Here is a 20,143-nt window from a genome sequence, read left to right on the forward strand (position 1 = left end):
ACCCGGTGCGGCATGGGCGATACATGCGCCGCCTCGCGTCGCGCCGGAACGAGGCCCTCGCGGGCGTTCCGGGACGGGTGGGGACCGGGAGACGGGACGCGGTGGGGCGGGGCACCTCGTGCGCCGGGGCGGGTGCGGCGACAATGGCGGCGTGCTGGAGATGACGCGCGAGGACTTCGAGGAACTGGTCGCCCAGGCCCTGGACCGCATCCCGCCCGAGCTGACCAGGCTCATGGACAACGTGGCGGTGTTCGTCGAGGACGAGCCCCCGGCCCACGACCCCGACCTGCTGGGTCTGTACGAGGGCACGCCGCTGACCGAACGCGGCGAGTGGTACGCGGGCGTGCTGCCGGACCGCATCACGATCTATCTCGGACCCACGTTGCGGCTCGTCGAGTCCGAGGGCGGCGACCGCGACCTGGTGGTCGAGGAGGTAGAGATCACGGTCGTCCACGAGATCGCGCACCACTTCGGCATCGACGACGAACGCCTGCACGCCCTGGGCTACGGGTGACCCGCTCCGGCGCCCGGCGACCGTCCTCCGATCCCGTCGACTCGGACGTCGACCTGCGCCTCGCGCGGCACCGGGCGGAGACCGTGGGCCGGCGACGGTGGCCGCTGCTCGCCGCGATCGCCTGCGGGGGCGCGTCGGGCGCGCTCGCGCGCCACGCGCTGACGCTCGCGCTCCCCGCACGCCCCCACGGCTTCCCGTGGGGGACGTTCGCCGTGAACGGGCTCGGCTGTGCGCTGATCGGCGTGCTGATGGTGCTGATCGGCGACGCGCGGCCCGGTCCGGGACGGTGGCGCGCGGCGTGGTCCCACCCGCTCGCCCGGCCGTTTCTCGGCGTGGGCGTGCTGGGCGGGTTCACCACCTTCTCCACGTACGCCGTCGAGGCGGTCGCGCGGGCGGCGGACGGCCGTCCCGGCCTGGCGCTCGTCTCCGTGACCGCCACGCCGCTGGTGGCCGTCGCCGCGGTGGCCGTGGGGGCGCTGGGGACCCGCAGGGTCGTGGGGAGGCGACGGCCGTGACGTGGCTGTGGGTCGCACTGGGCGGGGCGCTCGGGGCCCCGCTGAGGTACCTGGCGGACCGTGCGGTGCAGAGTCGCCACGCCGCCGACTTCCCCTGGGGGACCTTCGCCGTCAACGTCACCGGCTGCCTGGCACTGGGCCTGCTCACGGGAGCGGTTCTCGGCGGGGGCGGAGCGTGGGACGACATGCAGGTGCTCCTCGGAACCGGGCTGTGCGGGGCGCTGACCACGTATTCGACGTTCTCCTGGGAGACGCTGCGGCTCGCGGAAAGCGGCCGTGGGGTGCTCGCCGGGGCGAACGTGGCCGCGTCGGTGTGTGCGGGCACGGGCGCGGCGGCCGCGGGCCTGGCACTGACCGGCGCGTTCTGAGACCCCCGGCGACGAGCGGCACTGCCGCGCCGGCTCACCGCCCGGCGTGGCGAACCACGGGACGGAGAGGACGTGCTGACGGGCCGGCAGGTCACCGGCGGCGAACGGCGGTGCTCGCCTGCGCCGACGGAGGGAACGTCGGCCCCGCAGCGGCCCCCGGCGCCGTGTCCTGCGGGAGGTCGGGGAAGTTGAGCAGGACGCTGGGTTCCCCGCCCGCCGCGCCCGCATCTCCTATCCCCGGAGGCACCGTGTCCAGAACGTCCCTCGCCCGCAGCTTCCCCGCCCGCCTCCCCACCCGTGCCGCCGCCCGCAGGGTCGGCCGCGCGACCGCCCGTACGGTCGCCTGTGCGCTGCTGCTGGCCGCCGCGACCGGCTGCATGGCCGCCGGGTCGTCCGATGACGCGAAGGACGGCCGCGACGGCGACCGGAAGTCGGCCGGTGCGGACGAGAAGGCCGGAGGCCGGGACGGGGAGAAGGCGGACGGCCGGCACGGTGACGGAGGGGCCCGCCCGGGCCGCGCGGGCGCGGAGGGGGGAGACGGCAAGGAGGCCGGCGACCGGCCCGGGGGCGGCTCTGACAACTCCCACGGCGACGACGGCGGCAAGGACGGGAAGGACGGGAAGGGCGGCAAGGACGGGAACGACGAGCGCGACGGCGACGACCGGGCGAAGGGCGGCCGCGGCGACGGGAGGGACGGCGACGGTGACGACGGGGGCACCCCCGGCGGCGGCCCGCAGCCGCCGGCCACCGGCGGCACCCCGGGCGACGCGACGGGTGGCGGCGACCCCGGTCCGTCGCCGTCCAGAGGCACGGGCGGATCCGGGGGTGGCGGTACGCCCGGCGGCACGGGCGGCGGAGACGAGAACGGCGGAGGCGACGCGTCCGGCGGCACGTCCGGTGCCTCGGGGGCGTCCGGTGGCGCCAGCCCGCCCGCGGGGAGCAGCGGCGGCGGCTCGGAGGGTGGCGGTGCGGGCGGAGCGGGAGCCCCGGCCTGGGCGCACGACCGGTGACACCCGGACATCCCGAACCGCCCGCCGAGAACGCGTGTGTGACGGCCCTCACCGCCGGCTGCACCGGTTTGCGTGCCACCCCACCGGGTGCGTATGGTGGTAGATCGCTTGATCCCATTCACCCTCGCCCGGCGCCACGACTGAAGCGCGCCGTGTGGCGCGTTCCTTCCCTGCCGTGGCAGACCGCATCGAGGCGGTCCAGTGTGCTTCACGGAGTTATGGGCACGTGCCGATGACTCCGGAAGGTTTGTTCACGCATGTCTGCGCCCGTTTCCGCCCTTGACGCCGTCCTCACCGAGGACGCCGACGCGGAACAGTCCCTCACCTTCGGCGACCTCGGTCTTCCCGAGCAGGTCGTCCGCAAGCTCGCACAGAACGGCGTCACCACGCCGTTCCCCATCCAGGCCGCCACCATCCCCGACGCCCTGGCCGGCAAGGACATCCTCGGCCGCGGCCGTACCGGCTCCGGCAAGACGCTGTCGTTCGGCCTGCCGCTGCTCAGCCGCCTCACCGGTGGCCGCACGGAGAAGAAGCGCCCGCGCGGCGTCATCCTCACCCCGACCCGCGAACTGGCGATGCAGGTCTCCGACGCGCTCCAGCCGTACGGCGACGTGCTCGGCCTCAAGTTCAAGGTCGTCTGCGGCGGCACCTCGATGGGCAACCAGATCTACGCCCTGGAGCGCGGAGTCGACATCCTCGTCGCCACCCCGGGCCGCCTGCGCGACCTGATCAACCGCGGCGCCTGCTCGCTGCAGGACGTTGAGATCACCGTCCTGGACGAGGCCGACCAGATGTCGGACCTGGGCTTCCTGCCCGAGGTCACCGAACTCCTCGACCTCATCCCGGAGGGCGGCCAGCGCATGCTGTTCTCCGCCACCATGGAGAAGGAGATCGGCACCCTCGTCGACCGCTACCTCGTCGACCCGGTCAGCCACCAGGTCGACGCCGCGCAGGGCGCCGTCACGACCATGACGCACCACGTGCTGGTGGTGAAGCCGCGTGACAAGCAGCCCGTCACCGCGGCGATCGCCGCCCGCAAGGGCCGCACCATCATCTTCGTCCGCACCCAGCTCGGCGCCGACCGCGTCGCCGAGCAGCTGCGCGACGCCGGCGTCCGAGCCGACGCCCTGCACGGCGGCATGACCCAGGGCGCCCGCACCCGCACCCTCGCCGACTTCAAGGACGGCAAGGTCAACACGCTCGTCGCCACGGACGTCGCCGCCCGCGGCATCCACGTCGACGGCATCGACCTGGTCCTCAACGTGGACCCGGCCGGCGACCACAAGGACTACCTGCACCGCTCCGGCCGCACCGCCCGCGCGGGCGAGTCCGGCACCGTCGTCTCCCTCGCCCTCCCGCACCAGCGGCGGCAGATCTTCCGGCTGATGGAGGACGCGGGCGTCGACGCCTCCCGCCACATCATCGGCCGCGGCGACGTCTTCGACGACGAGGTCGCCCGCATCACCGGCGCCCGCTCACTGACCGAGGTGCAGGCCGAGTCCACGGCGAACGCCGCCAAGCAGGCGGAGCGCGAGGCCAAGGACCTGGCCCGGCGCCTGGAAGGCGCGCAGCGCCGCGCCGCCGAGCTGCGCGAGGAGGCCGACCGCCTCACCGCGCGCGCCGCGCGCGAGCGGGGCGACGACCCGGACGAGGCCGTCGCCGCGGCCGCCGAGGCGCTCGCCGCCGAGGCGGCGGCGGAGGCCGAGGCCGAGGCGAAGGCCCGCGCCGCGGAGGAGCGCCGCCGCGAGGAGCGCCGCGAACGCAAGCGCGACGAGCGGTCGTTCGACCGCCGCGACGACCGCCGCGAGGGCGGCGGCCGTGACGACCGGCGGGAGGACCGTCCGTTCAACCGTGACCGTCGTGACGGCGGCCGTCCGTTCAAGCGCGACGACCGGCGCCCCTACAACCGTGACCGGCGGGAGGACCGTCCGTTCAACCGTGACCGGCGGGAGGACCGTCCGTTCAACCGTGAGCGGCGGGAGGACCGTCCGTTCAACCGTGACCGGCGGGAGGACCGTCCGTTCAACCGTGAGCGGCGGGAGGACCGTCCGTTCAACCGTGAGCGGCGTGACGGCGGCCGCCCCTTCAACCGCGACGACCGGCGGGAGGACCGGCGCCCCTACAACCGCGACCGGCGTGACGAGCGCCGTCCGTACGGCCGCCGCGACGACCACCGCGGCAGCGGCGCCGGCTCCTTCCACCGGGGCGGCGGCAACGCGGGCGGGCGCCACTCCGACCGCCGCACCGACAAGCCGCGCTGGAAGCGCAACGGCTGAGGCGATGGGCTGGCGCCCGGCAGCGCTCCCCAGCCCGGGACCCGAACTCCGTTCGGGTCCCGGGCTGTTGTCGTCGCGGTGGCGCGGACCGGTGCCGCTGACGACGCGGCCGGCGTGCTGCCCACGGACGGGATCGCCGTGCTCTCCGGGGGAAGGCCCGAGGTGTAGGCGCTTCACGGGGGAATGGCTTCGATGATCGACCCGCCTCCGGGCTATGCTGCGGGGGCGGGTCGTTAGCTCAATTGGCAGAGCAGTGGACTTTTAATCCATTGGTTGTGGGTTCGAGTCCCACACGACCTACCGAAGGAGCCCGGGCCGGGCGATGTCCCGGCCCGGGCTCCGCGGCGTCCGGCGGCGTCTCACCGCGTCTCGGCCGTGTCACAGGTGGGCTGCCCGGGGTGGCGGCCCGGGCCCGCGTCGTGGTCGGCGAGGGGCGTGGGGGAGAGGTCGGTCGGTTCCTCGCCCGCCTCCAGGAGGGTGTCCGCAGGGCCGACGATCAGCGGGTCGCAGTCCCCGACGATGTCCGGGTCCTTGGTGGGGTAGTCGCAGCGGCTCAGCAGGTGGCGCATGGCCTCCAGCCGCGCCCGCTTCTTGTCGTTGCTCTTGACCACGGTCCACGGCGCGTGCGGGGTGTCGGTGGCGCGGAACATGTCGACCTTCGCCGTCGTGTAGGCGTCCCACAGGTCGAGCGACGCCAGGTCGGTGGGTGAGAGCTTCCACCGGCGTACCGGGTCGACCTGGCGTATCGCGAAGCGGGTGCGTTGCTCGCCCCGGGAGAGGGAGAACCAGAACTTCACGAGCAGGATGCCGTCGTCCGTCAGCATCTGCTCGAACAGCGGAGCCTGCTGGAGGAAGAGGCGGTGCTCCTCCGGGGTGCAGAAGCCCATAACGCGCTCGACGCCGGCCCGGTTGTACCAGGAGCGGTCGAAGAAGACGATCTCCCCGGCGGACGGGAGGTGGGCGGCGTACCGCTGGAAGTACCACTGGCCGCGTTCCCGCTCGGTCGGCTTCTCCAGCGCGACGACGCGTGCGCCGCGGGGGTTGAGGCGTTCGGTGAAGCGCTGGATCGTGCCGCCTTTGCCCGCCGCGTCCCGGCCCTCGCAGACCACGACGATGCGCTGCCCGGTCTCCCGGGCCCACCGCTGCACCTTCAGCAGTTCGATCTGGAGCAGGCGCTTGGTGCGCTCGTACGGCTTTCTGCGCAGCTTCTCGTCGTAGGGGTGATTCTCGCGCCACGTCGAGAGCGGTCGGCCCTCCGCGTCCAGCACGACGGGTTGCTCGGGGCGCCGGTCGTCGATGGTCAGCCCTTGCAGGAGCTTCTTCTCCGCCGCCCGGAGGTCGTCCTCGACGGGTGACCCGCTCATGGTGTCCCCTTCCCCGGCCGGGACGCAGACCGGCGTCCGCCTCCCCCCGGCCGTCCCCTTCCCTCTACCCCGGTCGCGGGGACGCAGACGGGGGAGGCGGACGGGCCGGGTGGTGCGGCGTTGTGGGAGGGAGGCGCGGGGGCTTGGGGTGGTGAGGGGAGGCGGGGGAAGTCGGGCACCGCTCTCCCCTCACCGGTATGGGGCCTCACCGGTATGAGGGGTGGGCGGGGGCCGGAGTGTGGGGCCTCCGGCCCCCGCCTGGTCGGTGCGGCGCCGATGCCGTGGGCGGTGGGGAGCGTCCGCGGTGTCGGCGCCGCGGGTCAGGGCGCGGAGACGGTCGCCGTGTCCGGAGCCTGCGCCGGTGCCTGTGACTCGGGCTGCGGTTCGGCGTGCGGGGCGCAGGTGACGTCCCGCTTGCCGAGGGTGCCGTCCAGCAGGTAGGCGTCGACGCGCTTGTTGACGCACGGGTTGGTGAGCCCGGAGACGCCGTGCGAACCGGCGTCCCGTTCGGTGACGAGCCGGGAGCCCTTGAGCCGCTCGTGCAGCTCGACGGCGCCCTCGTACGGGGTGGCTGCGTCGCGTTCGGCCTGGAGGATCAGCGTGGGAGGCAGCTTCCGGCCCGGACGGACCTCGACGGGTTCGCGCTGCTCCAGCGGCCAGTCGGCGCAGGGCAGATTCATCCAGGTGTTGGACCAGGTCAGGAACGGGTGGTCGCGGTGCAGGCGGGTGCTGTCCCGGTCCCAGCGCTTCCAGTTCGACGGCCAGCGCGCGTCGTTGCACTCGACGGCGGTGTAGACGGCGTTGCCGTTCTCCGAGGAGACGTTGCCCGCGGTGTCGGAGGGGTCCGGGCCGGCGGCGTCGACGAGGGCCTGCTCGTCGCCCTCGGCGTAGGCGGACCAGACGGCGGCGACGGGCGCCCAGGCACGGTCGGAGTAGGTGGCGCCCTGGAAGAAGCCGAGCAGTTCGGCGGGGCCGACGACGCCGCCGACGGGCTCTTTCTTAACGGCAGCGCGCAGCGCGGTGAACCGCTCCTGGACCTGCTCGGCGGTGGTACCGATGCCGTACACGTCGTCGTGCTCGGCGACCCATGCCGTCCAGTCGTTCCAGCGCGTCTGGAAGGCGACGTTCTGGTCGAGGTTGGCCCGGTACCAGATCTTCTCGCGGGACGGGTTGACCACGCTGTCGAACACCATCCGGCGGACGTGGCCGGGGAACAGCTCGGCGTAGACGGCGCCGAGGTAGGTGCCGTAGGAGACGCCGAGGTAGTTGAGCTTCTTCTCGCCCAGCGCGGCCCGGATCACGTCCAGGTCGCGGGCGGTGTTCGGGGTGTTCATGTGGCGGAGGAGGTCGCCGCTGCGCTCGACGCAGCCGTCCGCGTACGCGCGGGCGAGCTTGCGGTGGGCGCGCTTGTCGGCCTCGTCGTCGGGGACGGGCGCGGGCTTGGGGGCCTTGGCGAACTCCTGCGGGTCCATGCAGGAGAGGGGGGCGGAACGGCCGACGCCGCGCGGGTCGAACCCGACGAAGTCGTACGCCTCGGCGAGGCCCTTCCACACCTCGCTGCCCGTGGTGGAGCGCAGCGGGAAGGGCATGCCGGAACCGCCGGGCCCGCCGGGGTTGTAGAGGAGCGAGCCCTGGTGGGCGCCCTTCCCGCCGGTCGCGGGGGCGCGGTCGACGGCGAGCTCCACGGTGTCGCCGTTCGGCTCGGCGTAGTCGACGGGCACGGTGACCCAGCCGCACTGGACAGGGTCGGGCAGTTCCCAGTCGCCGGGGCAGGCCGCCCAGTCGATGCCCTCGGCGGCGGCACGGGCGGCGGCGACGCGCACGCCGCGGGCCTCGGCCCGGTGGTCCCGCTGGGCCCGGTCGGCCGCGGCCGTGGGGGCATCGGCCGCGGCCGCCGGGGCGGCGCCGGCCGACGGTACGGCCACGACGCCGGCTATGAGGGCGGTGGTCGCCAGGGTGCTCGCGGCGGCGAGGACCCTGGCGCGCCGGGTGCGGGCGCCGCCCGGGCCGGTGCCGGCGGTGCCGCCTGTGGTTCCGCGTCTGATGCGGCCGTTCGGTGTGGTGAAGGCGGTCAAGGCGTTCCCCCTTGCGTTTCCGCCGCGGTGGCGGCGATGGTGCCGCTGCCGGCAGGTGGGGTCTGCGGGCAGGTGCTGCTGGTGGGTGTCGCTGGTAGGTGGGGCTGATCCTTCAACCCCACCGAGGGGTGTGCACAAGCCTCGGACGTGCTTCTTTACTTGTGCATGGCGAAGTGTGGCCATCAGGGGGGCGACGGACCGCCAACTGGCTGGCGGGCGCCCGCCGACCGGCTGGAGACGGCAGCCGTCCGGTGGTTACGCCGTACGGGTGTGGGCGTCAGACTGGGCGGCGGCCGAAGCACCCGGGGGGGGCGCCGGGCGGGGCGACCCGCTCGGCGTTCGGCCCTCGTCCCCGTGTACTGCCTCGCCGCGGCGACGGCCCGCTCCGGCGTACGGGTCAGACTGCCTCCCCGCGGCGGCCCGTACGCGATGTGAGACCGGACACATCGGCTGGTCCTCCGGAGCGCCCTCCCGCAGTGTGTTCGGGACATCCCTGACGGTCCGGTACGAGTTCCCGAGGTACGCCGTGTCCTCCACCGCGGAAACCGCCGCCACGCTGCGGCTTCTCATCGTCGACGACGAGGTGCTCATCCGGTCGGGCCTGACCGTGATCCTCGGCAGCGCCCCGGACATAGAGGTCGTCGGCTCCTGCGCGGGCGCGGACGCGCTGACCGCCGTACGGGAGCACCGGCCCGACGTCGTCCTGCTCGACATCCGGATGCCGGACGTCGACGGGATCACCCTGCTGCGGCACATCCGCCGCCTGCCGGAACCGCCGCACGTGGCGATGCTGACGACCTTCGACACCGACGAGTACCTCGGCGAGGCGCTGGCGCTGGGCGCGGGCGGGTTCCTGCTGAAGGACACCGACCCGGAGGTGCTGGTGCGGTCGGTGCGGGCCCTGGGCACGGGCGCGGGTTGCATGTCGTCCTCGGTGGTGCGGCGCCTGCGGGACGGCGGCCGGGGCGGCGAGGCGGTGTCCGCCGACCGTGCCGTCGCGGAGCTGTCCGGGCGGGAGAAACAGGTGCTCACCTTCATCGGGGAGGGGCTGTCGAACGGCGAGATCGGCGCCCGGATGTGCTTCTCCACCGCGACCGCGAAGGACGACGTGAGCGCGGTGCTCACCAAGCTCGGGGTGGCCAACCGGGTGCAGGCGGCCGTGATCGCGGAACGCGCGGGCCTGCTCGGCGCCGACGGCGCGTGATGAACTCCCACGGCGCCGCCGGTTTCCACGGCACCCGCGAGGCTCCCGGCACCCGCGAGAACTCCGACGCACGCGACGGGACCGCCGCCGACGAGAGGCGGGCCGGCGACGCGCCCGCGCAGGGCCGGGGCCGGCTGCGGCGGGCGGTGCGCGCGCCGCTGACCGCCCTGCGGTGGATGCGCCGCGGCTGGCTGACCGACGCCGTGGTCGCCGTGCTGGCCTCGCTCGACGTGTACTTCTCGCTGCCCACCCCGCACCTGTGGCAGACGGTGCTGTCCTGGGTCGCCGCGGGGGCGCTGCTGCTGCGCCGCCGCTGGCCCCGGCTGACGCTCGCTCTGGCGTTGCCCGGCCTGTACGCGGGAGTCGCGCTGCTGGCGTCCATCGTGGCGCTGGGCACGCTGGCCAGCCGGTGCCGGGTCGCCTGGCAGGTGCGGCTCGCGGTGGTGGCCGTGGTGACGGGCAGCTTCATCCCGTGGCCGCTGAGCCGGTTCGCGGAGGCGGAGCCCGGACTGCTCGTGCAGAACCTGATCTACGCGCTGGTGCTCGGCGTCGGTCCCGCCGTCATAGGGCTCCTCGTGCAGACCCGGCAGGACCTGTCGGCCCGCGTCGCGGAGCTGGCGACCGTACGCGACCACGAGCGGGAGCTGCACGCCCGTACGGTGCTGGCGCGCGAACACGCCCGGCTGGCACGGGAGATGCACGACGTGGTGTCCCACAAGGCCAGCCTGATGGCCGTGCAGGCGGGGGCGCTGGAGGTGACCGCCGCCGACCCGGAGGTCAAGGAGGCCGCCGGCACGCTGCGCCGGCTGGCGACGGGCACCCTGGAGGAGCTGCGCGGCATGATCGTGGTGCTGCGCGCGGCCGGTGCCGGGCCGACGGAACTGCTTCCGCAGCCGCGGCTGGGCAACTTGCCGGAACTGGTCGAGGGGTCCGGGCTGGACGCCGAACTGCGCATGGACGGCGCCGACGGCCGCCGGCTTCCGGAGGCGGTCGAACGGACCGCGTATCGCACCGTGCAGGAGGCGCTGACCAACGTCCGCAAGCACGCGCCCGGCGCCCGCACCCTGGTCACCGTCGACGTCGACGACGAGGCGCTGCGGGTGAGCATCCGCAACGGGCCGCCGGACGGGGCGGCGCCGCGTCCGGACATCCCCGGCGGCGGCCACGGCATCGTGGGCCTCCAGGAGCGCGCCGTGCTGCTCGGTGGCCGGCTCACCGTCGGGCCGACACCGGAAGGGGGCTACGCCGTGCGCGCCGAGGTGCCGCTGGAGCGCCCCGCGAAGCCCGCGTCCGCGCACTGAGCCGGCGCCGGAGACCCTGCTCTCCGTCCTTCCGTTCGTCCGCCCTCCGTCCGCGAGCATCCGTCCGAGGCCAGCCGAATGGGCGAAAGGAGATGCGGCGGGCGGCGCGGAGAGCGAGCGTGGAGGCATGGCCCGTGCACCCGTCGTCGTGTATCCGCCCGCGGAGGGCGGCGGTGGCGGCCGCCGTGTGCGTGCCGACGGAACGATTCTCGGCATCGCGTACAGCGAGGCCGACCTGCTGGAGTTCCTGCGCCGTGCGGGCCTGGACCCGGACGGCATCCGGCTGGACGACCCGGACCTGATCGAGTGGCGCGGCGGCGGGCCCGACGTGTGGCTGTGAGGCGTCCGGGCGGCCGAGGGGGGTCGGGCGTCAGAGGTCGGACCAACGGCACCCGCTCCGCGTTATCCACCGGTTGGGGATGATTCGCCCACCCGTGGTCTTCTGCTTCCCGGGCCCGTCACTTTCGCACTGCTGCGCGGCCGTGCCGAGCTGAGCGAGGACCTGCCCGAGGTCCGCGCCTGGGCGCCGCGCATCGCCGCCCGCTACATGGGTGAGGACCGCGCCGAGGAGTACGGCGCGCGCAACGGCGTCCCCGGCGAACTCCTGGTCCGCATGCGTGTCGAACACGCCCTCGGCCTCGACGCCATCGCGGACTGACCACCGCGCCGGGCTGCCGCCGTCGCGGCTGCAGTGCACTGGCGATGCGACGTCTCGTCTGCGCGGGCTCTCCGTCCCACGCGATGCATGGAGTGTGCGCGACACATGTATGCAGCCGATGCCGCCACTATGGGGAAACGGGTGATCAGCTTGAGCGCGACGCAGATCGACATCGATGACGATGCCCTCGCGGACGCGATGCGTCTGTCTCAGGCCAAGACCAGGAAGGACACCGTCAACCTCGCGCTGCGCGAAGATGCGGAGAGGCGCCGCCGCACCGAGGCGCGCCTGCGACACTTCCGTGCTGCCCGGGGCTGGGACGAAGAAGGCTTCGAGCGTCAGCACAGGGCGGAGAAGGGTGCGGCCTGAGGGAAATCCGGGTGCGGGACGGCTGGAGGAGCGAGAGCCTGGGTCATGGCCTGGACACTCTCGGACGACCTCGACGCCTTCCGTGCGCACGCCGGGGGCTTTCTGCGCGCCCGCCCGGACGTGAACACCACGACGCTCTCGGTCAGCAGCACGCTGGCCGCGCTCGGCATCGACGTGTTCGGCGACCGGCCGCCGGTGTTCGGCTGGTGGCACGCGGCGGACGGGGAGGTGGCCGGGGCGTTCCTGCGTACTCCGCCCTACCCGGTGGCGCTGTCCGCGATGCCCGAGGAAGCCGCCGCCGCACTGCCCGCCGCGCTCGCCGGACGCGACCCGGCGCCCCCGGGCGTGAACGGCCCGGCAGCCGTGGCCGAGGTGTTCGCCGCCGCGTACCGCCGGGTCAACGGCGGCGACGTGCGCGTGCTGCGCCGCGAACGGCTGTTCCGGCTGGGGACGCTGCGCCCGCCGCAGCCCGCGCCGGCCGGCCGCGCCCGCACGGCCACCGCCGCCGACCGCGACCTGCTCGTCGCCTGGTGGGCCGCGTTCCGGCGCGACGCCGGGCTTCCGTCGTCGGGCGACGGGCGCATGATCGACGACCGGATCGGCGGCGGCCGGTTGATGCTGTGGGAGACCGGGCCGGACCCGGTCGCCATGGCCGCCATGGGCGCACCGGCCGCGGGCGCGGCACGCGTCGGACCGGTGTACACGCCGAAGGCGCAGCGCGGCCGGGGCTACGGCGGTGCCGTCACTGCGGCCCTCTCGCAGGCCGCGCTCGACGCGGGCGCGCGAGAGGTCCTGCTCTTCACCGACCTCGCCAACCCCACCAGCAACGCCCTCTACCAGCGCCTCGGCTACCGCCCCCGCGGCGACTACACCTCGTACGCGTTCGCACGGTGACCGGCCACGGGATCGCCGCCGGGGGGATACCGGTGCGCGCCCGTCCGGGGGCTACAGGCGTTCCCGGAGGTGCACGGTGACGGTGCCGCCCTCGTGCTTGCCGAGTGTGCGGCGGAGGTCGGTCTTCACAGGCGGTCCGTGGCGGCCGTCCCGGGGAGCGCGCCGCTCCCCTCTGCGGTGACGGCCCCCGCTGCGAAAGTCATAGCCGACGACCCGTGGGCAGGGCACCCGCCCGGAGGTTACCGTCGGGTAGGACTGGGGAGGGCGACGCATGACAGACGTGCGGGAGCGTTCGTGGTGGGGTTGGGGACGGGCCGACCGTGCCCTGAGCGACGAGGAGTGCACCGCCCTGGGCGCGCAGTTGCCGGGGCTGCCGGACGCGCCCCTGCCGGTGCCGCGCGTGGCCGGCCTCGACCTCCCGGCGCCCCGCGTCGCGCCGCCGCCCGCACTCGCCCACGCGGTGACCGACGCACCGCCCGACCGCGCCGGGCACACCTATGGCAAGGCGTACCGCGACGTCGTGCGCGCCCTGCACGGCGACCTCGCCGCCGCGCCCGACCTCGTGGCCTACCCGCGCACCGAGCAGGAGATCGCCGACCTGCTGGACTGGGCGGGGCAGCACCGCGTCGCCGTCGTCCCGTACGGCGCGGGCAGCTCGGTGGTCGGCGGCACGGAGTACCGGCCGGGAGACGGCGACCATGCGGGCGTGCTGTCGCTGGACCTGTCCGCGCTGGGCCGGGTGCTGGAGATCGACCGCGCCTCCCGCGCCGCCCGCGTCCAGGCCGGCGTGTACGGACCGGCGCTGGAGGAACAACTGCGCCCCGCGGGGCTGACGTTGCGGCACTTCCCGCAGAGCTTCGAGTTCTCCACCCTCGGCGGCTGGCTCGCCACCCGCGCCGGTGGCCACTACGCCACGCTGCACACGCGCATCGACGACTTCGTCGAGTCGATGCGCGTGCTCACCCCCGTCGGGGTGAACGAGTCGTGGCGGCTGCCGGGTTCGGGAGCCGGGCCGTCCCCCGACCGCCTGTTCCTCGGCTCCGAGGGCACCCTCGGCGTCATCACCGAGGCGTGGCTGCGGCTCCAGGCCCGTCCCGTCCACAAGGCGTCGACCGCCGTACGGTTCGCCGGGTTCACCGCCGCGTGCGAGGCGGTGCGCGCCGTCGCGCAGTCCGGACTGCACCCGGCCAACTGCCGCCTGCTCGACCCCGGCGAGGCGGCCCTCTCCGGTGCCGGGAAGGGCGGGGAGTGCGTGCTGGTGCTCGGTGTGGAGTCCGCGCACCACCCGGTGGACGGCCGGCTCGCCGAACTCGTCGCCCTGGCCCGCGATCACGGCGGCGCTCCCGCCGCCGACGAGGCGCAGGCGGAGGACGACGCCGTCGGCTCCTGGCGCAGTGCCTTCCTGCGCATGCCGTACCTGCGTGACGGACTCGCCCGGATGAGCGCGCTGACGGAGACCTTCGAGACCTCCTGCACCTGGGACCGCGCTGCCGGGCTGTACGAGGCGGTGCGCACGGAGGTGGGCGCGGCGGTGGAGAAGGTCACCGGCGCGCCCGGCACGGTCAACTGTCGCTTCACGCACGTCTATCCGGACGGCCCGGCGATGTACTTCACGGTGATCGCCGCGGGCCGGCGCGGCTCGGAGGTCGCCATGTGGGACGAGGTGAAGACGGCCTCCCTGGAGGTTCTGGCCCGCCACCGGGCGACCGTGACCCACCACCACGCGGTCGGCCGCGACCACCGCCCGGCCTACGACCGCCAGCGCCCGGACCCCTTCGCGCTGGCGCTGCGCGCCGCGAAGTCCGCGCTCGACCCGCACGGCGTCCTCAACCCCGGCGTCCTGGTGCACTGATCCCTGTCGGGGGTCAGTCGCCGACAGGAGGAAGCGGGTCGGAGACGTAGGTACCGAGTGCGGGCAACGTTTCGACCAAGCCCTGCTCGCGCAGCTCGCGGACGGCTCGACGTACCGTTCCGGCTGACACGCCGTACTCGTCCGCGAGGTCGCGCTCGTTGGGCAGGCGCCCGCCGGGTGGAATCCTGCCGCTCCGGATCTGCGCGGTGAGTTCGGTGGCAATGCGGCGGTAGGCATACTCCATCGTTCGAATCTACGTGCGCAGTGTGCACCCCATGCACTGACGAGCACAGTGTGCGGACTGTGCACAGTGTGCACAGTCAGTACCGTGAGGATCAGCAAGGACCCCGGCGACCGATGGAAGCGGTCCCGGGGCGTGGCCCTTCGTTGCTGAGGAGCGAACGACGTATGAAGACTATCCCGGCACGCGTTGGCGCGTGTGTATCCGCCCACGGGACGGCACCGGCTGAGGATCGCGGAACCGCGGCCCGGGGGTCGCCACGCCCGGCGTGGTGTACGGGTCGGCGCCTGGCAGCGCCGCATCGTGCTGCTGCTCGCCGTGCACTACGGTCTCGACCTCGACACCCGCGACATCCACGCGCGGGGAGTGGCGTGGTGACCGGCGAACCCCGGCGGGCGGTATGCCGGCTGCTGCCTTGGGACTCCCCGGAGGCCAAGCCCGCCTACCTGGTGACCGACGACCCCCGAGGGGATGCTCTCGCTGCTTGCCGACGGCATCGAGGACTCCCAGATCGACACGGCGCGGCGCGTGCTGTCCCATGCCCGGGAGATGCTCGCGGACGAACGGGTCCGCATGACCGGTGGCGAGTACGCGTTCGTGGCCCGGCGGTTGGCGGAGTGCGTGCACGACCTGCTGCGGATCGTCGCCTCGCGCGGGGCGCGGCTGGGGATCGAGGAGTTGCCGGTGCGCGGCTCCTGAACTCCCCTGCACTCCCCTGGACTCCTCGCCTGCCCGGTGGGGGGCGGTCAGGTGCAGAAGATGAACCAGCAGTCGTCGTAGTCGTCGTCCGGGGGTTCCGGGTTCTCGTCCTGCGGCGGGGTCGGCTGCGGCTGGGTGGGCTCGGGTTCCGGCTCCGCGGGCGTCGTGGGGGCGGGGTCGGTCGGCTCCGGCTGGACGCTGCCGACCACCTCGGTCGGCTCCTCCTCCGGCTCCTTCGACTCCTTCTCGTCCTTCGGCTCGTCGCTCTCCTCCGCGCTCGCGGAGGCTGAGGGGTCCGAGTCGGGGCTGCGGGAGGCGTCCGCCGAGGAGGAGTCGGGGGACGCCTCGTCGTCGGGCTCCTGCGTCTCGGTGCCGTTCGCGCCGACGGCCTGCGGGTCCGGGCTGGAGGCGGTGGGTGCGCTCCAGGGGAGCGACGGGTTGCCGACCTCGGTGACGGCCAGGCCCAGCAGCACCGTGCCCAGGCAGGCGGCGAGGACCACCAGGCGCTTGCCGTGGCCCTTGCGGGCGCGCCGACCGCGGGAGCGGCGTGCGCTGCGGCCGCCCGGGGCGGGGGTTTCCGCGTCGCGCGCCTCGGGTTCGGCGCGTTCTTCGGCGGGGGCGGCGGAGGGGACGGGCTCTGCCCGTTCCGGGCGGCGCCGGGAAGGGGCGTTGAGGTCCTGCGGCGGCTCCTGGTGGAACGCCTGTGCGCGATAGGCCGATTGACCGGGCCCGCCCGGCGCCGGTCCGCCCGGCCGGGGGTGCCCCTGTACGTGGTGACCTGGCCCGGGGTGCCCGTGTCCGGGTTGGCCCGTGGGTGCCGGGCCGCCGCGCTGCGGGGGGCCGTACTGCTGCGACGGGCCTGCGTGGCCTCGGGGAGCAGCATGGCCGGGGTGCGGCGTGTGGGGTGCGGGATGGCCGACGTAGGGGGTTCCGGGTGCAGGGGTGAGGTACCCGGCCGGGACTCCGCATCCCGGACAGGCCAGGGCGCCGTTGAGGTGCCTGCGGCACGTGGGGCAGTAGTCCATGGCGTGCGGAAGGCTATGCGGAGGCACCGCGAGGTGTAACCGGGGTTCTGTGAGGGTCCTGTGCCGATACGTTGACGTGTTCACGGCGACGGGCGGTCGGTCCCGGTTGTGCCCCCTCTGTGCGGGTGCGCAGAGGGGGCGGGTCGCGCCCCGGGGCCCGGGGAGGTCACTGTCGGGGCGCGCCCCGGATCGGCGGCCGGCGGTCGGTCCGACGGCCGGGGCGGGTGGGTCAGACGGGTGCGTTCCATTTCTGGTTCGCCGTGCCTGTGCACGTCCAGATCTGGAGCCGGGTGCCGTTGGCGGAGTTGTTGTCGGTGACGTCCAGGCACTTGTCCGCCTGCGGGTTGACGATGTCCCGCGCGCCGGTCACCACCCATTGCTGCGCGGCGCTGCCGTTGCACGTCCACAGCTGGACCCTCGTGCCGTCGGCGGTGCTGCCGGAGTCCACGTCCAGGCACTTGCCGAGCGCACGAATCGTGCCGTCGGAGGCGACGGTCCAGTGCTGCGCGGCGTTGCCGTTGCAGTCGTGGAGCTGCACGGGTGTGCCGTCGGCGGTGCCGGCGTTGGCGACGTCCACGCACTTCCCGGCGAGCCCGGTGATCTGTCCGCTAGGGCCCGTACCACCGCCCTCGCCGGAGGTCACCCGGACGTAGTCGACGACGAGCTGCTGCGGGAAGACGGTGCTGCCGTCGGGGTCGCCGGGCCAGTAGCCGCCCACGGCGAGGTTGAGGATGAGGAAGAACGGCTTGTCGAACACCCAGTCCCGGCCGCCGAGGTCGGCGGGCGTACGGGTCTGGTAGACGTTGCCGTCCACGGACCAGGTGATGCGGTTCGGCGACCAGTCCACGGCGAAGGTGTGGAAGGCGTCGGCGAACTGCTGCCCGCCGGGCAGGGTGTACGCGGCGCCGATGCCGCCAGAACCGGAGTAGCCGGGGCCGTGGAGTGTGCCGTGCACGGTGCTGGGCTCGAAACCGACGTTCTCCATGACGTCGATCTCGCCGCTGGCCGGCCAGCCGATGTCGCCGATGTCGTTGCCGAGCATCCAGAACGCCGGCCACATGCCCTGGCCGCGCGGCACCTTCAGCCGGGCCTCGACGTGGCCGTAGGTGGTGGTGAACTTGCCCGAGGTGTTGAGGCGGGACGAGGTGTACTCGCAACGCCCGTACCAGCACTGGTAGTTGCCCGGGTTCTCCTTGCGGGCGGTGATGACCAGGTTGCCGTTGCCGTCCAGGGCGGCGTTGTCGTTGCCGGGCGTGTACCACTGGCGTTCGTGGTTGTTGACGTTGTCGCCGGTCTCGATGTGCCACCGGGACCCGTCGACGGCCGCACCGGCGGGTCCGTCGAAGTTGTCCTCGAACAGCACCGCGCGGGGGGCGTCGGCCTGCGCGGCCTGTCCCTGCGGGGCGGTGGCGGTGTGGTCCGGGTGGTCGGGGGCGGGTGCGGCGGCGCCGGGCACGGCGGCCGTCCAGCCCAGCGTGGCGGCCAGGCCGACCGCCAGCAGGGCGCTGCGGCGGCGTCGCCGGGTGGTGGAGTGCGGGTGGTGGGGGTGTCTGTGCGGCATCGCGGTCACCTCGTCGCTTGGGGGAGCGAACTCGGCCCTGTACGGGCGGGATTGGTCCGTACCTCTGACGCCACGAGTGAAGCGGTCGAGAATGTCCGCGTCAAGAGAGCGCTCTCACTCGCTCTGGTGGACCGTCCTTCGGACGTCGGTGAGGTGCGCGAAGACCACGACGTTGCCGCTGTACTCCCCGGCCTCCTCGTCGAACCTCCCGCCGCAGGTGATCAGCCGCAACTCCGGCCGTGCGGACGAGCCGTAGACCTCGGCGTCGGGGAAGTGCGCCCCGTCGTAGACCTCCACGGCGTCGATGGTGAAGACGGCGGTGAAGCCGTCCCGCCGCTCGACCTCCACCTCCGCGCCCTTGCGCAGCGCGCCCAAGCCGTAGAAGACGGCCGGGCCGTCGGCGGTGTCGACGTGCCCCGCGACGATTGCGGTGCCCACGGCGCCCGGCGGCGTGCCGTCCGCATACCACCCGGCGAGGTTCGCGTCCCGCGGAGGCGGCGCCTCCAGACTCCCGCCGTCGTGCAGGCCCAGGCGGGTGAACGGGGCGGAGACGCCGATCGACGGGATGCGGACGCGCAGCGGGTCGGAGGCGCGCGGGCCGGATCGGGAGCGCTCGGGGCGGAGGCTCTCCCGTCCGCCGGTCTCCCGTCCGTTCGTGTCCCGTCCGTTCGTGTCCGCTTCGGACAGCGTCGGGGCAGGCGTCTCGGGGCCGGGGAGGGCGCGGGGGGCGTCGCGGGCGAATCCCGCCTCGGCGGGCGGCTGCGGTGGGGCCTGCCCGCCGGTGCCGTGGTCGAAGAGCCAGACGGCGGCACAGGCGGAGGCGGCGACGAGTGTCGAGACGCACGTCTCCACGCCGCGACCGCGGCGACGTGGGCGTGATGCCGCAGTCGGACCCGCCATCGGACCTCCTCGCATGCGGGTACCCGTACGAGTACGGGGGCGGGGCGAGCGTCACGGCGGTGCGGGTGCGGACATCGCCGGGCGACGTCCGCACCCGCACGCCGGAACGGCATGCCGTGGGTCTGCCCGGGTCAGCCGTCCAGCCTGCGGTGGCGACGGCGCAGGTAGAGCGCACCGCCGGCCGCGGCCACCAGGGCGAGGGAGCCGCCGGTCAGCATGGCGGAGTCCACGCCCGCTCCTGCGCCGCCGACTCCGGTGTGGACGCGGCCGTGCGGCATCTTCCCCTGCTGGTCGTGTCGCCAGTCCTGCCGGTCGTGGTGGCCGTCCTTGTCGTGCTTGTCCCAGCCGTCCCCGTGGTGGCCCCCCTCGCCGCGGTGGTCGCCGTTCTTGTCGGACGGGTCGCCGCCGTCCCCAGGCCACTCCTTCCAGCCCTCGCCCTCGGGCCAGGAGTCCGCGGCACCGGAGCCCTCCGGCGCGCCGTCCTTCGGAGCGCCCTCGTCGGACCACTCCTTCCAGTCCTCGCCCTCCGGCCACTCGTCGCCGGCCTTCGCCTCGGCGCTGCCCGTTGCGGGCTGCCGCTCACCGGCACGGTGGTGCTTCGCGTCCCCGGCCGTGTGCTTCGCGGGCCCGACCACGACCGTGCCGGCGAGTTTTCTCCCGTCCGTGCAGGAGCCGCCGATCGCGTACCGGCCCGGCTTGGTGTCGCGCGTGACGCGCAGCTCGCCCTTCGCCGTCCGGGCCTCCGCGTCCCTCGGCTCCAGCCCGAGGATTCCGGCGCCCAGTGCACTGGCGTCCACCCCGGCGCTCCCGCCGGGCCCGCAGGCGTCCGTCGACAACGTGACCGTGCCGCCCGGGCGTGCCGTGCCCGGGTCGACCCTGATGTCGCCGTCGTCGCCGGCGGCGAAGGCGGTCGTGGCGGTTATGCCGACGACGGCCACGGACAGCGCCGCGCCGGAGAGCCGCCGAGCGGCTCTCGGCCGGCGCGGCGTGGAAAACGCACGCATGAACGAACCTCCGACGATGGCGGGGTGTGCGGCGCGCGGCTGCGCCGCCGTACTCCCGGGACGCCCCGCGTCCGCATCCGAGCCAAGTCGCATCCCCCCGGCTCCGCGCTCCGGGCGGTTCACCGCGTCGTCGGCGCAGGTGGGCGGTGCGGCTCGTGGACGTTGCTCCATGCGGCGGACGGTGGGCGCAACGGTGCCCCGGCGGCGGGGCCGGGCGGGCAGGGCCAGGGGGGCGTACGGGTGAACTCCGGGCCCGTACCCCCTTGTGGGTGACACGGCTGATCCGGGCGGGTGACTTCGGGACGGTGGGCCT

20 protein-coding genes, 1 tRNA gene and 1 pseudogene are annotated in these 20,143 nt (G+C 74.2%); 15 read left to right on the forward strand and 7 right to left on the reverse strand.

All coding sequences use genetic code 11. The features are described from left to right. Positions 1-151 precede the first annotated feature (151 nt). The 6 genes from E4198_RS13755 (at position 152) to E4198_RS13780 (ending at position 4,983) form a co-directional block, all read left to right on the forward strand. Entirely contained in the window at positions 152-514 is a 363-nt protein-coding gene (locus E4198_RS13755) for a metallopeptidase family protein (RefSeq protein ID WP_210732822.1), read from the forward strand. Continuing rightward, positions 511-1,029 carry a CrcB family protein gene (locus E4198_RS13760; protein WP_136183405.1) on the forward strand — a complete coding sequence of 173 codons (519 nt, stop codon included), beginning with the start codon at positions 511-513 and terminating at the stop codon, positions 1,027-1,029. Before E4198_RS13755 ends, E4198_RS13760 begins: the two co-directional genes overlap by 4 nt. After that, a complete protein-coding gene (gene crcB / locus E4198_RS13765) occupies positions 1,026-1,397 on the forward strand; it encodes a fluoride efflux transporter CrcB (RefSeq protein ID WP_136183406.1) in 372 nt (123 codons plus the stop codon). Before E4198_RS13760 ends, crcB begins: the two co-directional genes overlap by 4 nt. 248 nt (positions 1,398-1,645) lie before the next feature. Then, positions 1,646-2,407, forward strand: a complete 762-nt coding sequence (locus tag E4198_RS13770) for a hypothetical protein (RefSeq protein ID WP_136183407.1) — start codon at positions 1,646-1,648, stop codon at positions 2,405-2,407. Between the two features lie 257 nt (positions 2,408-2,664). Continuing rightward, positions 2,665-4,683 (forward strand): DEAD/DEAH box helicase, encoded by a 2,019-nt coding sequence (locus tag E4198_RS13775; protein WP_136183408.1) that lies wholly within the window; start codon positions 2,665-2,667, stop codon positions 4,681-4,683. Positions 4,684-4,910: 227 nt separating this feature from the next. After that, positions 4,911-4,983 (forward strand) — tRNA-Lys (locus E4198_RS13780). A gap of 59 nt (positions 4,984-5,042) precedes the next feature. Here the strand turns inward: E4198_RS13780 and ppk2 are convergent. Continuing rightward, on the reverse strand, positions 5,043-6,047 hold the full coding sequence (gene ppk2, locus E4198_RS13785; RefSeq protein ID WP_136183409.1) for a polyphosphate kinase 2: 1,005 nt from the start codon (positions 6,045-6,047) through the stop codon (positions 5,043-5,045). Between the two features lie 320 nt (positions 6,048-6,367). Further along, the gene (locus E4198_RS13790; RefSeq protein ID WP_247597922.1) at positions 6,368-8,002 is read right to left on the reverse strand and encodes an alpha/beta hydrolase; all 1,635 of its coding nucleotides are present in this window, start codon (positions 8,000-8,002) and stop codon (positions 6,368-6,370) included. Between the two features lie 646 nt (positions 8,003-8,648). Here E4198_RS13790 and E4198_RS25440 point away from each other — a divergent pair. The 7 genes and pseudogenes from E4198_RS25440 to E4198_RS13825 all read left to right on the forward strand — a co-directional run bounded on the left by E4198_RS25440 (position 8,649) and on the right by E4198_RS13825 (position 14,400). Beyond that, positions 8,649-9,326 (forward strand): response regulator transcription factor, encoded by a 678-nt coding sequence (locus E4198_RS25440; protein WP_247597674.1) that lies wholly within the window; start codon positions 8,649-8,651, stop codon positions 9,324-9,326. Then, positions 9,326-10,627 (forward strand): histidine kinase, encoded by a 1,302-nt coding sequence (locus E4198_RS13800; RefSeq protein ID WP_136183412.1) that lies wholly within the window; start codon positions 9,326-9,328, stop codon positions 10,625-10,627. Before E4198_RS25440 ends, E4198_RS13800 begins: the two co-directional genes overlap by 1 nt. Positions 10,628-10,754: 127 nt before the next feature. Next, positions 10,755-10,967: a hypothetical protein gene (locus E4198_RS13805; protein WP_027764175.1), complete on the forward strand. Its 213-nt coding sequence runs from the start codon at positions 10,755-10,757 to the stop codon at positions 10,965-10,967. Positions 10,968-11,090: 123 nt separating this feature from the next. Next, positions 11,091-11,285 (forward strand): annotated as a pseudogene (locus E4198_RS13810) (PPOX class F420-dependent enzyme); the annotation flags it as partial. Positions 11,286-11,435: 150 nt separating this feature from the next. After that, positions 11,436-11,654 carry a type II toxin-antitoxin system VapB family antitoxin gene (locus tag E4198_RS13815; RefSeq protein WP_136185369.1) on the forward strand — a complete coding sequence of 73 codons (219 nt, stop codon included), beginning with the start codon at positions 11,436-11,438 and terminating at the stop codon, positions 11,652-11,654. A 45-nt stretch (positions 11,655-11,699) separates the two neighbouring features. Further along, on the forward strand, positions 11,700-12,548 hold the full coding sequence (locus E4198_RS13820; protein ID WP_136183413.1) for a GNAT family N-acetyltransferase: 849 nt from the start codon (positions 11,700-11,702) through the stop codon (positions 12,546-12,548). Positions 12,549-12,819: 271 nt separating this feature from the next. Continuing rightward, entirely contained in the window at positions 12,820-14,400 is a 1,581-nt protein-coding gene (locus E4198_RS13825) for an FAD-binding oxidoreductase (RefSeq protein ID WP_136183414.1), read from the forward strand. Between the two features lie 13 nt (positions 14,401-14,413). On the opposite strand, the gene E4198_RS13830 is transcribed toward E4198_RS13825, so the two are convergent. After that, entirely contained in the window at positions 14,414-14,644 is a 231-nt protein-coding gene (locus tag E4198_RS13830; protein ID WP_136183415.1) for a winged helix-turn-helix domain-containing protein, read from the reverse strand. A 195-nt stretch (positions 14,645-14,839) separates the two neighbouring features. On the opposite strand from E4198_RS13830, the gene E4198_RS13835 reads away from it, so the two are divergent. Both E4198_RS13835 and E4198_RS13840 read left to right on the forward strand, forming a co-directional pair. After that, the gene (locus tag E4198_RS13835) at positions 14,840-15,019 is read left to right on the forward strand and encodes a hypothetical protein (protein WP_136183416.1); all 180 of its coding nucleotides are present in this window, start codon (positions 14,840-14,842) and stop codon (positions 15,017-15,019) included. 93 nt (positions 15,020-15,112) lie between these two features. After that, entirely contained in the window at positions 15,113-15,340 is a 228-nt protein-coding gene (locus tag E4198_RS13840) for a hypothetical protein (RefSeq protein WP_247597675.1), read from the forward strand. 47 nt (positions 15,341-15,387) lie between these two features. On the opposite strand, the gene E4198_RS13845 is transcribed toward E4198_RS13840, so the two are convergent. From E4198_RS13845 to E4198_RS13860, 4 genes are all read right to left on the reverse strand, one after another. Continuing rightward, the gene (locus E4198_RS13845) at positions 15,388-16,365 is read right to left on the reverse strand and encodes a hypothetical protein (RefSeq protein WP_136183417.1); all 978 of its coding nucleotides are present in this window, start codon (positions 16,363-16,365) and stop codon (positions 15,388-15,390) included. A gap of 229 nt (positions 16,366-16,594) precedes the next feature. After that, positions 16,595-17,926 carry a glycoside hydrolase family 16 protein gene (locus E4198_RS13850; protein WP_136183418.1) on the reverse strand — a complete coding sequence of 444 codons (1,332 nt, stop codon included), beginning with the start codon at positions 17,924-17,926 and terminating at the stop codon, positions 16,595-16,597. Between the two features lie 114 nt (positions 17,927-18,040). Next, on the reverse strand, positions 18,041-18,778 hold the full coding sequence (locus E4198_RS13855; RefSeq protein ID WP_247597676.1) for a class F sortase: 738 nt from the start codon (positions 18,776-18,778) through the stop codon (positions 18,041-18,043). 179 nt (positions 18,779-18,957) lie between these two features. After that, the gene (locus tag E4198_RS13860; protein WP_136183420.1) at positions 18,958-19,830 is read right to left on the reverse strand and encodes a hypothetical protein; all 873 of its coding nucleotides are present in this window, start codon (positions 19,828-19,830) and stop codon (positions 18,958-18,960) included. Positions 19,831-20,143 lie beyond the last annotated feature (313 nt).

It is taken from the genome of Streptomyces sp. RKND-216, assembly GCF_004795255.1.
GTDB classification, from domain to species: domain Bacteria; phylum Actinomycetota; class Actinomycetes; order Streptomycetales; family Streptomycetaceae; genus Streptomyces; species Streptomyces hazeniae.

Coding starts and splice junctions, on each gene's coding strand:
- E4198_RS13800 (WP_136183412.1), top strand. CDS start 9,326: ATGAACTCCCACGGCGCCGCCGGTTTCCACGGCACCCGCGAGGCTCCC.
- ppk2 (WP_136183409.1), bottom strand. CDS start 6,047: ATGAGCGGGTCACCCGTCGAGGACGACCTCCGGGCGGCGGAGAAGAAG.
- E4198_RS13845 (WP_136183417.1), bottom strand. CDS start 16,365: ATGGACTACTGCCCCACGTGCCGCAGGCACCTCAACGGCGCCCTGGCC.
- E4198_RS13840 (WP_247597675.1), top strand. CDS start 15,113: ATGCTCTCGCTGCTTGCCGACGGCATCGAGGACTCCCAGATCGACACG.
- E4198_RS13860 (WP_136183420.1), bottom strand. CDS start 19,830: ATGCGTGCGTTTTCCACGCCGCGCCGGCCGAGAGCCGCTCGGCGGCTC.
- E4198_RS13825 (WP_136183414.1), top strand. CDS start 12,820: ATGACAGACGTGCGGGAGCGTTCGTGGTGGGGTTGGGGACGGGCCGAC.
- E4198_RS13850 (WP_136183418.1), bottom strand. CDS start 17,926: ATGCCGCACAGACACCCCCACCACCCGCACTCCACCACCCGGCGACGC.
- E4198_RS13820 (WP_136183413.1), top strand. CDS start 11,700: ATGGCCTGGACACTCTCGGACGACCTCGACGCCTTCCGTGCGCACGCC.
- E4198_RS13830 (WP_136183415.1), bottom strand. CDS start 14,644: ATGGAGTATGCCTACCGCCGCATTGCCACCGAACTCACCGCGCAGATC.
- E4198_RS13805 (WP_027764175.1), top strand. CDS start 10,755: ATGGCCCGTGCACCCGTCGTCGTGTATCCGCCCGCGGAGGGCGGCGGT.
- E4198_RS13775 (WP_136183408.1), top strand. CDS start 2,665: ATGTCTGCGCCCGTTTCCGCCCTTGACGCCGTCCTCACCGAGGACGCC.